This is a genomic window from Bifidobacterium sp. POST2/T3 (B1) (assembly GCF_058197115.1).
In genome coordinates, this window is record NZ_JBVPQK010000051.1 from 1 (window position 1) to 12,985 (window position 12,985).

The 12,985-nt window shown below is 59.4% G+C and carries 10 protein-coding genes and 3 pseudogenes; 2 read left to right on the forward strand and 11 right to left on the reverse strand.

Annotation, left to right across the window (positions count from 1 at the left end; genetic code table 11):
• From AC0AP0_RS04060 to AC0AP0_RS04095, 8 genes and pseudogenes are all read right to left on the reverse strand, one after another.
• Window positions 1–339: pseudogene (locus AC0AP0_RS04060) on the reverse strand (amino acid ABC transporter permease); the annotation flags it as partial.
• 107 nt (window positions 340–446) lie between these two features.
• Window positions 447–1,385 carry an ABC transporter substrate-binding protein gene (locus AC0AP0_RS04065; RefSeq protein ID WP_490429463.1) on the reverse strand — a complete coding sequence of 313 codons (939 nt, stop codon included), beginning with the start codon at window positions 1,383–1,385 and terminating at the stop codon, window positions 447–449.
• Window positions 1,386–1,673: 288 nt separating this feature from the next.
• Window positions 1,674–2,150 (reverse strand): SsrA-binding protein SmpB, encoded by a 477-nt coding sequence (smpB, locus tag AC0AP0_RS04070; RefSeq protein ID WP_110413238.1) that lies wholly within the window; start codon window positions 2,148–2,150, stop codon window positions 1,674–1,676.
• A gap of 92 nt (window positions 2,151–2,242) precedes the next feature.
• Window positions 2,243–3,664, reverse strand: a complete 1,422-nt coding sequence (locus AC0AP0_RS04075) for a CHAP domain-containing protein (RefSeq protein ID WP_110413239.1) — start codon at window positions 3,662–3,664, stop codon at window positions 2,243–2,245.
• A gap of 84 nt (window positions 3,665–3,748) precedes the next feature.
• Window positions 3,749–4,672 (reverse strand): permease-like cell division protein FtsX, encoded by a 924-nt coding sequence (gene ftsX / locus AC0AP0_RS04080; RefSeq protein WP_110413240.1) that lies wholly within the window; start codon window positions 4,670–4,672, stop codon window positions 3,749–3,751.
• 791 nt (window positions 4,673–5,463) lie between these two features.
• Window positions 5,464–6,495, reverse strand: a pseudogene (gene ftsE / locus AC0AP0_RS04085) (cell division ATP-binding protein FtsE); the annotation flags it as partial.
• A gap of 97 nt (window positions 6,496–6,592) precedes the next feature.
• A complete protein-coding gene (prfB, locus tag AC0AP0_RS04090; protein WP_110413241.1) occupies window positions 6,593–7,726 on the reverse strand; it encodes a peptide chain release factor 2 in 1,134 nt (377 codons plus the stop codon).
• Window positions 7,727–7,832: 106 nt separating this feature from the next.
• Window positions 7,833–7,964 carry a hypothetical protein gene (locus AC0AP0_RS04095; protein ID WP_258334471.1) on the reverse strand — a complete coding sequence of 44 codons (132 nt, stop codon included), beginning with the start codon at window positions 7,962–7,964 and terminating at the stop codon, window positions 7,833–7,835.
• 146 nt (window positions 7,965–8,110) lie between these two features.
• On the opposite strand from AC0AP0_RS04095, the gene dapD reads away from it, so the two are divergent.
• The gene (gene dapD / locus AC0AP0_RS04100) at window positions 8,111–9,070 is read left to right on the forward strand and encodes a 2,3,4,5-tetrahydropyridine-2,6-dicarboxylate N-succinyltransferase (protein WP_110413242.1); all 960 of its coding nucleotides are present in this window, start codon (window positions 8,111–8,113) and stop codon (window positions 9,068–9,070) included.
• Between the two features lie 19 nt (window positions 9,071–9,089).
• On the opposite strand, the gene AC0AP0_RS04105 is transcribed toward dapD, so the two are convergent.
• The 3 genes from AC0AP0_RS04105 to AC0AP0_RS04115 form a co-directional block, all read right to left on the reverse strand.
• Complete coding sequence (locus tag AC0AP0_RS04105; protein ID WP_110413243.1) at window positions 9,090–10,379, reverse strand: citrate synthase; 1,290 nt, start codon at window positions 10,377–10,379, stop codon at window positions 9,090–9,092.
• A 334-nt stretch (window positions 10,380–10,713) separates the two neighbouring features.
• Window positions 10,714–11,490 carry a type I methionyl aminopeptidase gene (gene map / locus AC0AP0_RS04110; RefSeq protein ID WP_254477202.1) on the reverse strand — a complete coding sequence of 259 codons (777 nt, stop codon included), beginning with the start codon at window positions 11,488–11,490 and terminating at the stop codon, window positions 10,714–10,716.
• 103 nt (window positions 11,491–11,593) lie between these two features.
• Window positions 11,594–12,307 (reverse strand): DUF308 domain-containing protein, encoded by a 714-nt coding sequence (locus AC0AP0_RS04115; protein WP_490429464.1) that lies wholly within the window; start codon window positions 12,305–12,307, stop codon window positions 11,594–11,596.
• 175 nt (window positions 12,308–12,482) lie between these two features.
• Here AC0AP0_RS04115 and AC0AP0_RS04120 point away from each other — a divergent pair.
• A pseudogene (locus AC0AP0_RS04120) lies at window positions 12,483–12,985 on the forward strand (peptidase M13); the annotation flags it as partial.

Sequence of the window (12,985 nt, forward strand, 5' to 3'; positions counted from 1 at the left end):
GCCACGGAAGAACCAGATGAAGAACCAGCTGACCCAGCGCAGCACCGGATTGGAGGACTTGCGCATGACCGCCAGGACGATGGCCAAGATTGTAGCCAGGACCATGGCATAGACGGTCAGCAGAAGGGTCCACTTGATGCCGTCCAAGACGTGCTCATTGAAGAGATACTTCCAGACCGTAGGCCAATCAAAGTTAGGATTGGTCACCATGCCGTGGATCAGCATGGCCACGAAGATGGCCACGATGACGGCAGCGACGATCGGCCCCGGCTTACGCACCGGCCTGGCATGTATTCTGCCGGGGATCTGAATCTGGTCCGTCCCCTTTTTGGTATGCATCTCCTGCTTCCTTCCGCACCGCTGTACTTATTCAGGCCCGACCTATTAGCTCAACCACCTGCTTAGGCGCGGGTCGCCCGATGTGACGACCCGCGCCTGGCCTTGCCTCAATCAGAGACCGCAGGGTTGATTTCAGCCTTTTCGACCGCACCGCTCTGAACGCCCCAGTTTTTGAGGATCTTGGCGTAGACGCCGTCGTCGATCAGCTTCTGAAGAGCCGCCTGAGTGGCCTCTGCCATGCCGCTGTCCTTCTTTAGGGCGGCACCTTGAAGAACAATGTCGGTATCCTTGCCCAGCTTCTCCAGCTGTCCATCGGTCTGCTTAATGGCATAACCGGTCACCTGGGAGTCGGCGTAGAAAACGTCGATCTTGCCGTTGACCACTGCCGTGGCGGCATCAGTCTGCTGCTTGTAAGACTGGACATCCACCGGCTTCTTGCCCTTGGCCTTGCACTCGGCCGAGATCTTGTCGGCAGCCTGCTGCTCTTCGATGGTCCCGGTCTGTACGCCGACCTTGACGCCGCAGATGTCGTCAGGATTGATCTTTGAGGGGTTGCCCTTCTTGACGGCAAAGGCCGTACCCGCCTTGAAAGTGGTGACGAAGTCGACCGACTGCATCCGCTCCTTAGTGATGGTGAAGCTGGAGATGCCAGCATCATACTTGCTGCCGATGGCTGGGATGATGGTATCGAAGGAGGCGCTGACCATCTCCCCCTTGAGTCCCATGACCTTGGCAATGGCGTTCGACAGGTCCACGTCATAGCCAATGGGTGTCTTTCCATCCTCATTCATAAACTCGCCAGGCGCATATGAGGTCTCCATGCCCACGGTCAGCTTCCCGTCCTTGGAAACCGACTCGGGCACCTTGGCCGCGATGGCCGGATCCTTCTTGATGCCACTGACGTCAAAAGCCGCTGGGTGGGAGCTTGTGGTGGCCTTGCCCGATGCACTGCTGGTGTCCGCCTCGTCTGTGGTTCCGCAGGCTCCGATGGAGGCCAGCAGGGTGATACTCAGAGCCGTCGCCAACACCGCCTTGATCTTGCCCATGTCTTCTCCTCTTCTGGACCGCCCAGAAGCGACCCCTCATTGCTCTTGATTTTCTCTTGGTTGACATGCACTATTATGCACATATTTGTATTTTTATGCACACAGAATTAGGTTAACTCTATATTGCGAACTGCATACTCTAGTGTTTTTGGCTCTATAGCAAGCCAAAGGCGCTATCGGGGATTGTCTGGTGCCACCCGCCCCGGGCGTGTCGAATCTGCATAGAGCAGAGAGCGATCAGCGGGCGACTCTTAGTCTTTAGGAGTTTTGGGATGTTTATCTGAGAGCTCAGCCGCGCCGGTTGCGGTAACGCATGGCCCTTTGGGCCTCGCGGCGATCCTGCTCCTCCCGCAGAGACTGGCGCTTGTCGTACTCGCGCTTGCCTCGGGCCACAGCGATCTCTACCTTGACCCTGCCGTCCTTGAAGTACAGGCTCAAGGGGACGATGGTATAACCTTTCGCCTGAATCTGCCGCTCCAAGCGAACGATCTGCTTGGCGTGGAGGAGCAGCTTACGCTTGCGCTTGGGAGCGTGGTTGTTCCAGGTGCCATTGAGGTATTCAGGAATATTGGCGTTCTCCAACCAGACCTCGTGCCGCCGGTCAATGCTGACGAACGACTCGGCCAGAGAAGCACGCCCCTCGCGCAGAGACTTTACCTCAGTCCCCGTCAGCGCGATGCCGGCCTCATACCGATCCTCAATCTGGTAGTCATGACGGGCCCTGCGATTCTGGGCGATCATCGACGTGCCGGTTTCCTTAGCCATAATATCCTCCTCTCGATCGCGCCAAGGAGGCTACTTGGCACTCCAGACAGCGATAACACCGTTCCAAGCGGCGGACTTGGCCCGCATCGGCATCAGTAGTGAATGTATTGGTAGTTGCCCGCCCCATAGACCGTCTCATAGGTAGGGAAGGAGGCGAAGCCAGTACCCCCTTCGGAGATGAGCACCGATCCATCCGCATTGACCCGCTCGACCACAGCCACGTGACCATAGGACCAGTCGGCGTTCCAATTAGTGACCCGCTGGCCTCGGGCGAAGACCATGACAGCACCAACGTGGGGGGTGTTATTGACCAGATAGCCCAGGCCGCGAGCTGTACCGGCCCACTCCGCACCGTTGCCCATATAGGAACCCACAGGCAGAGCCAGCTGCGAACGGCGTATATAAGCCCAAAGTGTGCACTGCCGAGCAGGATAGGCGCTACCGCCCACTGAGTTGCCAGTGTTATGGCCATAGCAAAATCCGGAACCTGAAGGGCAGCTGCCAGGCACTGCATAATTCATGCCGGAGGCGCCACCACCACCGTTGCCTTTACCGCTATTGCCACCGCCACCATTGTTGCTAGGCGGGGTAGGCCGTGGAGCAGGTGATGGACGGGAGCCACCACCACTGCTTATCTGCTGGGCTCCGCCGGCGTGAGGGTCGGCGCTGCCGCCTGGATTGCCGGTGTTCAAAGAGTCGATCATGGATTCGGTGGCCACGATATCTGCAGCCTCGCGGGCCGACTGTGTGGTCAGGGCAGCCTTTTGACTTTCCAACTGCTTGCGTGCTGCGGTCCCCTGGTCACGCAAGGCCTGCAGGTGATCCTGCTTGGCCTGCGCCGCCGCTACAGCCTGCTGGGCTATCGCCTGCTGCTGATCAGCCTTGGCCTTCAGCGTGCTGATCTGCTCCTCGATGGCCTGCAGACGCTGCTTACGATTCATGGAGGAGTTGAGGGTATTGGCTGCATCGTTGGCCGTATTGGCTTCGGACCTGGTTACAGCCGCATCGGACTGCATCTTGTCTACGAAGTCCTGGGCGCTTGAAGACTTGGTCACCACATCCATGATCTGAGAAGTCTCGGACCCATGAAAGCTCTTTCTTGCCATCTGAGCCACGCCAGCCTTGGCATCGTCATAATCAAGGCCTGTCTGGCGTATTTTGGCTTCCAGGTCGGCACGATCCTTGCGGGCAGCATCCAGGCGGTCATTGGTGGCCTGGACCAGGCTGTCCGCCTGCTCGGCCTTTTGCTGAGCATCGATGGCACTCTGCTGTGCAGCCGGAATCTGATTAGAAGTCAGGTCATCAAGACTCAGTATCTGGTTGGCGAGTTGGGCGCTGACACCAGCCAGCTTGCTCTTCAGGGCCGCGTGGTTCTGGACTTTCTGCTGGTAGCTGCTCCAGTCGGCCCGCGCCGGTTCGGGCGCTACGGTCAGCCCGAGGATCCCGCCACCTAGCATCATGGCCAATGACCCCACGAGGCCGCAGATAGCCTCCCACCGTTTGGTACGATTCATGGTCAAGTTCCTCACTATCAATTCCATGCTAGTCATCATTATGACAGAGATTGCACCCCCGATTGATTGGCCAGTCGCCGCGGATCATGTACGCAAATACCGTCGCAAGGAGATGGAAGAGGCCAGCGCGGACAAGAGCATGGCCCCCAGGATCAACATAGGGGCTATGAACAAGACCGTGGACTGATCCACGTAGGGCATCCATTGAACCGTGCGAGCCAGCCAGTCGGTAATGAAGAGCTTGACGATGGCGCTCAGTGCTCCGACAGCCAGAAGCGAACCCAGCAGGGAGGCCACCACGCCCTCCAAAATGAAGGGCAGCCGGATGGTCCAGTTGGAGGCTCCCACCAGTCTCATGATCTCCGTCTCGTTTCGACGGGAGGCGGCGCTCATTCTGATGGTGGTGCCGGTTAGCAGAATGGCCACAATCACCATGACCACGGCCAGAACCAAGGTAACCGCTGTAGCTCTGTTGAGAATTTTGAAGACCGGGTCGAATATCTGACGCTGGTCGGAGACCTCTTCGACCCCATCGCGTCCGGACAACACCTCGGAGACCACCTGGTACTTAGTCGGATCCTTGAGCTTGAGCCGCAGGGAGGCCTGCATGTCTGCCGCGGTCATGGTCCTTCCCTCGTAGGTGCCGTCAGGGTACTGCTTGAGGAAGGTGTTCTTGAAGAAGTCCTCACGGCTCTGATAGGTGATCTTGGCCACGGAGTCGCTCAGCTCGGTATTGATTGTGTTCTCCAGCTTGACGATTTCGTCATTGGTGGGCGCCTTGCCGGTCGCGCATGAGGCCGCCTGGCTGGTGCCGTCCGGGCAGAGCCAGACCACCACCTCCACCTGGTCGTACCAGTCTCCCTTGGCCTTGCTGATCTGAGCCTGCATGAGGCCCGAGGCACCTATGAACAGGAAGGAGATGAAGGTGACCAGCATGACCGAGAGGATCATGGACCCGTTGCGGCGCAGGTTGTCCCAGGTGCTGGAAAGGATGAACCGCAGTCTCATCGTGCCGCCTTCTTCTCGTCATCATGCTCATCCCGAGCCTGTGCGTCATTCTTTGCTTGGGACTTCCTAGCATCCTTGGAAGCTTCAGGCGGAGCAGGAGGGGCCGGCGGAGCCTCCATGGACTCGACGCCATGACGGTTTTCGCCCGTCGAGACCTTTTTATTGGTCCCGCGCTTGTTGGATGCTCGTTTTGAGGATTTCGTTCCGTCCTGCTTTATCTGACCTCTATCCTGATTGGATTTGCCGGTCGGCTCGGCTGGACTGGAACGATAAGACTTCGAAGGCTGATCGGACCTCTTGAGCCGTTGTTCAGGATCAGAAGTCTTGGCGGAGGAGTTCTTTATCGACTGGCGGTCCTTGGCCGTATCATCCTTCTTAGGCTGACCATGACCGTCTCGTTTATCCTCCTGTCCACGGTTCCGATTGCGATCACTGCCTCGTTTCCTGTCATGCCTCCGACGATCCGAATCCTCGGCCTGCCGATCCTGGGGTCTGCTTTCAGCGGTCGACTTAGGCTCGGCATCCTCCGAACCCGGGGCTGGCTTCCAGGGTTTGCGAGAAGCTGTATGCTCTGTCCGGGAGTGATTGTCAGACTGATAACGATCAGTTCCTGCCTTGTCGTGACCTCTGCCACTGGAACCGTCGCTCGATTGATCTGATCGATTCTGGCTGCCTTGAGCCATAGGCCTGCGGAATCGCTCATCCGACTCAGAGTTTTTCCCTCGATCGTACTGTCCTGCAGCCGCATCTTCATGCTGATTGGAATCTTCCTGCGTGGACTCAAGACTGCCCAGACCCTTGCCCCAGGTCAGGGTGTCCTCCACCGAGGTGAAGACCTTTCCATAGCGTCCGGTTCTCCCCGAATGCATGGACTTGGCTAGACGCGCGATTCCCTCATCGCCGTACTGACCCTGGTTGACGGCCTGTGCCACCGCTTGGACCACCTGCTTGGCCCCCTTGGTTCCATCCCCGATGGGCCCGGTAGCCGAGCTGATCCCATCCTGCCCGACGATCTGCACCGGACGGCGCCCTGCAACTCCAGCCTCGCGTGCACGGTCCAGGGCATCGCCGTCGTTGGGATCCCCGATGGCGTGATGAGAACGCGCCGCAACCTCAGCATCTGGGAAGAATCGCGAAGAATCGTAGGAGCCATGGGCTTCGTCGCGCACAATCCGACCCGTATGCAACTCCACCACCCTCTTACGCATAGAATTGACGATTTCCTCGTTGTGGGTGGCCATGACCACGGTAGTGCCGGTCCTGTTGATGGCGTCCAAGACCTCCATGATGCCCAGGGAGGTGGTGGGATCAAGATTGCCGGTAGGCTCATCCGCCAGCAGAATTTCCGGGTTGTTTACGTAAGCCCGGGCCAGAGCCACTCGCTGGGCCTCGCCGCCGGAAAGCTCATGGGGGTAGTTGTGCTCCTTGCCAGTCAAACCCACAGTCTTGAGCACCTGAGGCACCAGAGTCTTGATAGTGGAGCGACGGGCGCCGATAACCTCCAGTGTGAAGGCTACGTTCTGCCATACGGTCTTGTTATTGAGCAGTTTGTAATCCTGAAAAACGAAACCGATGGAACGCCGATACCCTGGGATCTCGCGATTACGCAGACGTCTTAGGTCGTTGCCAGCCACACGGATCTCCCCCTCGGTGGCCTCCTCCTCGCGCAGGAGCAGACGCAGCAGTGTGGTCTTGCCCGATCCGCTGGCGCCCACCAGAAAGACGAAATCCCCACGATTAACATCCAGACTGATGTCATCCAAGGCTGGACGGGACCCCTTGGGGTAAATCTTGGTCACGTCCTTGAGCGAAATCAACGCCATTGACACTCCGTTCCTCGGTATTCACCTACAGAGGCTATCAAGAAGACTGACACTACTCACTCATGAAACACCGACCAAGCAGCGGCCGGATGAAGCTCTACTTGCTGGCTTCCTCCTCGCGAGCCTGGACCCGCTGCTGGTGCCGCCAACGGATACCGGCCTCGATGAAGGCATCAATGTCACCGTCGAAGACCCCCTGGGTGTCGGAGGTCTCGTATCCGGTGCGCAGATCCTTGACCATCTGGTAGGGATGCAGCACGTAGGAACGCATCTGGTCCCCCCAGCTTGCCTTGATGTCGCCAGCCAGCTCCTTCTTCTTCTTGGCCTCCTCCTCGTGTCGCAGAACCAGCAGCCGGGACTGCAAAACAGCCATGGCGGCCGCGCGGTTCTGGATCTGGCTACGCTCATCCTGCATAGTGACCACGATGTTGGTCGGCAGGTGAGTGATGCGCACGGCCGAATAGGTGGTGTTGACTCCCTGGCCGCCGGGGCCGGAGGAGCAGTAGGTGTCCACTCGGATGTCCGAGTCGGGAATGTCGATGTGGTCGGTGGGCTCTACCAGAGGGATGACCTCGACGGCTGCGAAAGAAGTCTGCCGCCTGCCCTGGTTGTCAAAAGGCGAGATCCGCACCAGACGATGGGTGCCGCCCTCCACCGACAGACGGCCGTAGGCGTAAGGAGCGTCCACCTGGAAGGTGGCCGACTTGATGCCGGCCTCCTCCGCGTAGGAGGTGTCCATGACCTTGGTGGAGAAGCCGTGCCTCTCAGCCCATCGCATGTACATACGCAGGAGCATCTGGGCCCAATCGGCCGCGTCCACCCCGCCGGCGCCTGAGCGGATGGTGACCACGGCGGCGCGCTCGTCATACTCGCCGTCCAGCAGGGTCTGAATCTCCATGTCAGCCAGATCGGACCTCAAAGAGTCGATCTCCTTGCGGGCTTCCACCAGAGTATCCTGATCGTGCTCCTCCTGGCCCAGCTCCTCCAGTGCCTGCACATCATCCAGCCGGGAGGATGCGGACTCCAGATGCTTGAGCTGGGATTGCAAGGCCGAGAGCCTGCTGGTCACTTTCTGGGCGTTCTCCTGATTGTCCCAGAGTCCTGGCGCACTGGCCTGGCGCTCCAGATCAGCAATACGCGAGCGCAAACCCTCCGGATCCAGCGCCTTGGAAATCATCTCGTACTTGGCCCTTGCCTGCTCCAATGCTTGAGCAAAATCCATCTCTGCCATACCGTCTCACCACTTTCCAGACCGGCTCCACACAATCCGGCCGTCATCTTCATTCCTATTTGCCTTTGCCTGTGACGGCCGGATTCCCCCGACCGGACGGGCCGGGTCAAAGGCCGCTGAAGATGGCAGGGATGACAAGACTAGCCAGCAACGCCACGGCGATGACCAGGCAGACCGCCCTGGCCGTATTGCGGCGCCGATGCTCCCGACGCTCCCGCTCATGACTGTAAGCACTCATAGTTGGTAATTTTATCTATCGGCTGGGACCTGGCTGGCAATGATCCAGACCCGGCTGTCGGACGGACAGTCTCTGTTTGAGCGTCGACCGGTTTATCCTATAAGACAACTTATGTCAATACGACTGCACCGTCTGAAGGAGGAACGATGAGCACATCACGCACCGCATGGGGTTGGGGCCTGGCCAGCCAGGACGAGCAGGGCCGGACCTTGGACGTCTGGTACCCGAAGGCCGAGATCTCGACGCCGCCAACCCCGGCGAACCGTCCCAACCACGACTTCGGTGACCAAGTCCACAACCAGCCCGACGCACGCGGCATCCGCCGGGTGCCAGTCTTCACCGTTGCCGATCTGGATGACACGATAGCGGATGCCGCCGATGCCTATCTGCGGCTTCATCTGCTCAGCATGCGTCTGACCCCGCCCAACAGCATGAACCTTGATGGAATCTTCGAACAGCTGACCACGGTGGTCTGGACCAACTACGGACCCTTTGCTGTGGAAGACTTCGCCCTGCGCAGGTCAGATGTTATGGCTGCAGCCAGCCGGTCCATGCCGGGCATGCCTGTTACGCAGGTAACGGTGCTGAGCGTGGACAAGTTCCCCCGCATGGTGGATTACGTGGTTCCCGAGGGGGTACGCATCGGCAACGCTGACCGGATTCGGCTCGGCGCCCATCTTGCTCCGGGAACGACAGTCATGCATGAGGGCTTCGTCAACTTCAACGCCGGGACCCTAGGCCACTCCATGGTCGAAGGCCGGATCTCCCAGGGGGTTGTGGTCGGCGACGGTTCGGACATCGGCGGCGGAGCCTCCATCATGGGCACCTTGTCCGGCGGCGGCCGCCATCGGGTCTCCATCGGCCAACACTCGTTGCTGGGAGCCAATGCCGGCATCGGCATCTCCCTAGGCGACGACTGCGTGGTCGAAGCCGGGCTTTACGTCACCGCCGGCACCAAGATCGGCCTGGGCGATCAGGTGGTCAAGGGGGCGGAGCTCAGCGGACGGGATCATCTGCTCTTCATCCGCGACTCCCGCACTGGCCAGGTCAGAGCCCTGCCCCGCAAGAAGGGCATCGAGCTGAACGAGCGGCTGCACGCCAACTGAGCCCAGACGATCTTCGGACTCAGCGCTGCTCCATGGGCAGATAGTCGCGCGGGCCCTGCCCGGTATAGACCTGCCTGGGACGACCGATTTTCGTGTCAGGATCGTCCAGCATCTCCCTGTACTGGGCGATCCATCCGGGGATGCGACCCAATGCGAAGAGCGTGGTGAACATCTCCGGGTCGAAGCCGATGTCGCGGTAGATGAGCCCGGTGTAGAAGTCCACATTGGGATAGAGGTGGCGTTCGACGAAGTAGTCGTCGTGCAGTGCCAGCTCCTCCAGCTCCAGAGCCACGTCGAAAAGTTCCGCATCCTTGGCATTTTTGTCCTGGTCGGGTTCGTCCATGAGCTTGTAGAGCCACTGCTTGGCGATGGCCGCGCGCGGATCATAAGATTTATAGACCCGGTGGCCCAGACCCGCTATTTTCCGCCCCTCGCTCTTGGCCTGGTCCACATAGCCCCGCACACCAAGACCGGAATCACGTATGCTCTTCAACTGACGCAACACGGCCTCGTTTGCGCCGCCGTGCAGGGGACCTGACAGGGTATTGATGCCGGCAGCCACTGCCGAATACAGGTTGGCCCGGGCAGATCCGGCAATCCGCACTACTGAAGTAGAGCAGTTCTGTTCATGGTCGGCATGGATGATCAGGAGCTTATCCAGGGCCTGCACCTTGAGAGGGTCGACCTGATAGGGCTGGTAGGGCATGGCGAAGCTCATCCGCAGGAAGTCCTCCACATAGCCCCAGTTCCTGTCCGGGTAGAGCAGGGGCTGGTCGCGGCGACGACGGTGGATCAGAGAAACGATGGTGCGCACCTTGGCCATAATGATGGCGCTGGCCTCATCCAACTGGTCGGGATCGTCAACATCACATGTGTCCGGGTGGAAGCCAGCCAGAGCATTGACCGCCGCAGCCAGCACACTCATGGGATGAGCCTGGCGGGGGAACGACGATAGCAGATGACGGAAGTCCTCCCCTACGACCGTATAACCCAGGACATGGCTGCGGAACCGCTTGTACTGCTCGGCATCAGGCAACTCACCGTGGGACAATAGCCAGGCCACTTCAAGAAAATTGGACTGGGCACACAGGTCCTCTATGGCATAGCCCCTGTAGCGAAGTATGGATCGCTTGCCGTCAATGAAAGTGATTCCCGAGACGCACTGGGCTGTGGTCTGGAAGCCAGGATCCAGTGTGACCCACCCGTCGTTGCGCAGGGAGGAGACCAGAATGCCATCGGGCCCTTCGGTGGCGCGAACCAGGGGAAGATCAACCTGTTCGGAATCGATGGACAACCGTGCTGTAGACACCACGCACCTCCTGTTAATCAACCAGTGAGGTGCCAGTGAGAGTCGATGGCCATGCCAGATCAGGCTACCGGCACCTGTACCGGCGTGGAATTGCCGACATGCTAGCAGAAACAACCACGACTTCGATTACCAGCTTGTAACCGCCATCAGGAATCCGTCGCCCGCGACCACGGCCTGCGGGCCCAAGGCAGGGCCGTCTTCCTTCCTACGCAAGCCTGCAGATAACAACGCCAAGGAAGGAGGGACCAGCATCAAACAGGGACCCAGGAGCATCCACATTGTGGACATTCCTGGGTCTCTTATAGTCCTATTTCGGCCGCGAACAGCCTCCGACTCAGTCCCTGGTCGTCAGGATGATAGGCCCCTGCTCGGTAATGGCGATGGTGTGCTCGCTGTGGGCGCCGCGCGATCCGTCCGCCGACCGCAGTGTCCAACCGTCCTTGGGATCCTGGTAAATCTGATCGGTGGTCGCCAGGAACCAAGGCTCAATGGCGATGACCAGCCCCGGGCGCAACTTGTAGCCGTGATGAGGAGTGCCGTCGTTGGGCACATGGGGATCACCATGCATGATCCGCCCTACCCCGTGGCCTCCGAACTCCAGGTTGACACTGTATCCGTTTTCATGGGCAACCTCACCGACTGCGGCGGAGATGTCACCCAGACGGTTACCAGGCTGAGCCTGAGCGATGCCCGCCTTCAAGGCCTCTTCAGTGGTTCGAATCAGTCGCAGATCCTCTGGATCGGCATGCTCGCCCACCACGAAGCTGATAGCCGAGTCACCCACCCAGCCGTCCACGTTGATGGCTAAATCCAAGGAGAGTAGGTCGCCATCCTTGAGGTTGTAGTCATACGGCACCCCGTGCAGGACGGCATCGTTGACGGACAGGCAGATGTAGTGGGCGAAGGGGCCGGTGCCAAAATCAGGCGCATAATCCACGTAGCAGGAGGTGGCTCCCTTACGGGAGTTGATCCTGTCCTTGACATAGTCATCCAGCTCCAGCAGGTTGACCCCGGGTTTGCTCATGGCCTTGAGCTCCTTGAGGATGCTGCCGACGAACCTGCCCGCCGGCTTCATCTGTTCGATCTCCTGCTTGGTTTTGAGCTCGATCATCCTCTGCGTCCTTTCATGATTGGTGCCCGCGGGTGCCGCCCCTCAGGATCCTGCCCAAGTACTACCTCTCAGTATTATCGGGTCAGTCGGACGAGTCCGGCTCTCAGTTCCGGCCGAAGGTGAAGGCCCTGATGATGGAGACGACTCCCAGCACCAGAAGTGCACACCCGCTGAAGATGACCAGGAAGATGACGGAGCTCAGCGGGTAGATCATGACGATGATTCCGGCGATGATGGATACGATGCCCGAGAAGATGGCCCAGCCTGAATGCGGGAGCCCCCAGGAGGCTGCCAGACTCATCACGCCCTCCATGATCCAGCTGATGCCCACAATGATGGTGACCAGTAGGGTCAGCGCAGAAGCGGACAGGGCCGTGTTCCTGACGATGACAATGCCGCCGACGGCGATCAGGGCGCCAAAGAGGACACCCAACACCCGCCATCCACCGGGAAGTCCCTTGGAGACGATGGAAGTGGCCAGACGGACCACACCGGAGATGATGAAGTAGATACCCAGCACCACGGTCACGGCGATCAGGGTCTTGTCTGGCCTGAGCAGAAGGGCCAGGCCCAGGATGACTCCAATCACGCCCATGACGCCCATAATGATGCGGATGGCTCGCAGGGTTCTGAATCCCAGATCCTCGGCGATCATGGAGAATGGATCCATCCGTGGCGGGCGCCCTTGGTAGCCGGGGTATTGCCCATACTGACCATAATTATTCTGGCCATAATTATTCTGATATTGGCCGTTATCCTGCGAAGAATCCCGACCACCGTACTGATTGGTCTGACCACCCTGCATGGGATCCGTCATACCGTCCTCTTTCGCTCGCTCAGGGCAGCCGAGCAGCCGTCCTGTTACCGTCTTCCAAGTTTAAATCACCAAGGGGGCAATCGTGGCTTTTTCCCTTCGGCGGACGGTGCGCCGGTCCACTGATTCACTGCGACCCAGGGCATGGCATGTCACCAAAGATGGCTAGGCTTGTGGCATGGCACAATCAACTGAATCCAAGACCTCCTCCGGACTTGATCCGGCCTCCTTCTCTTCGGTCATTCGGCCGCAGGACGACCTCTTCCGCTTTGTCAACGGCCCCTGGATCGACACCTACAGTCTGCCCGAGGACCGCTCCCGGTTCGGCTCCTTCGACAAGCTTGCCGAGGATGCCGAAGCACAGATCCATGAAATCCTTGAGGACCCGGAGTCCCCAGCTGTCAAGTCAGCCCTGCTCTATCGCAGTTTCCTGGACACCGATGCCATCGAAGCCGCAGGGATGGAACCCATCCGCTCGGACCTGCAGGCCATTGATGCCGTGCCCGACAAGAAGGCACTGACCAGCCTGCTGGGCCAACTCAATCCCACCGGCGGTCCCGATCTGTTCGGCATTGCCATCTACGGTGATCCGGGCAACGCCGGCGTCAACGTGGCTCATATGGAACAGGCCGGGTTGGGACTTCCCGACGAAGCCTACTACCGGGAGAAGAGCTACGCTCC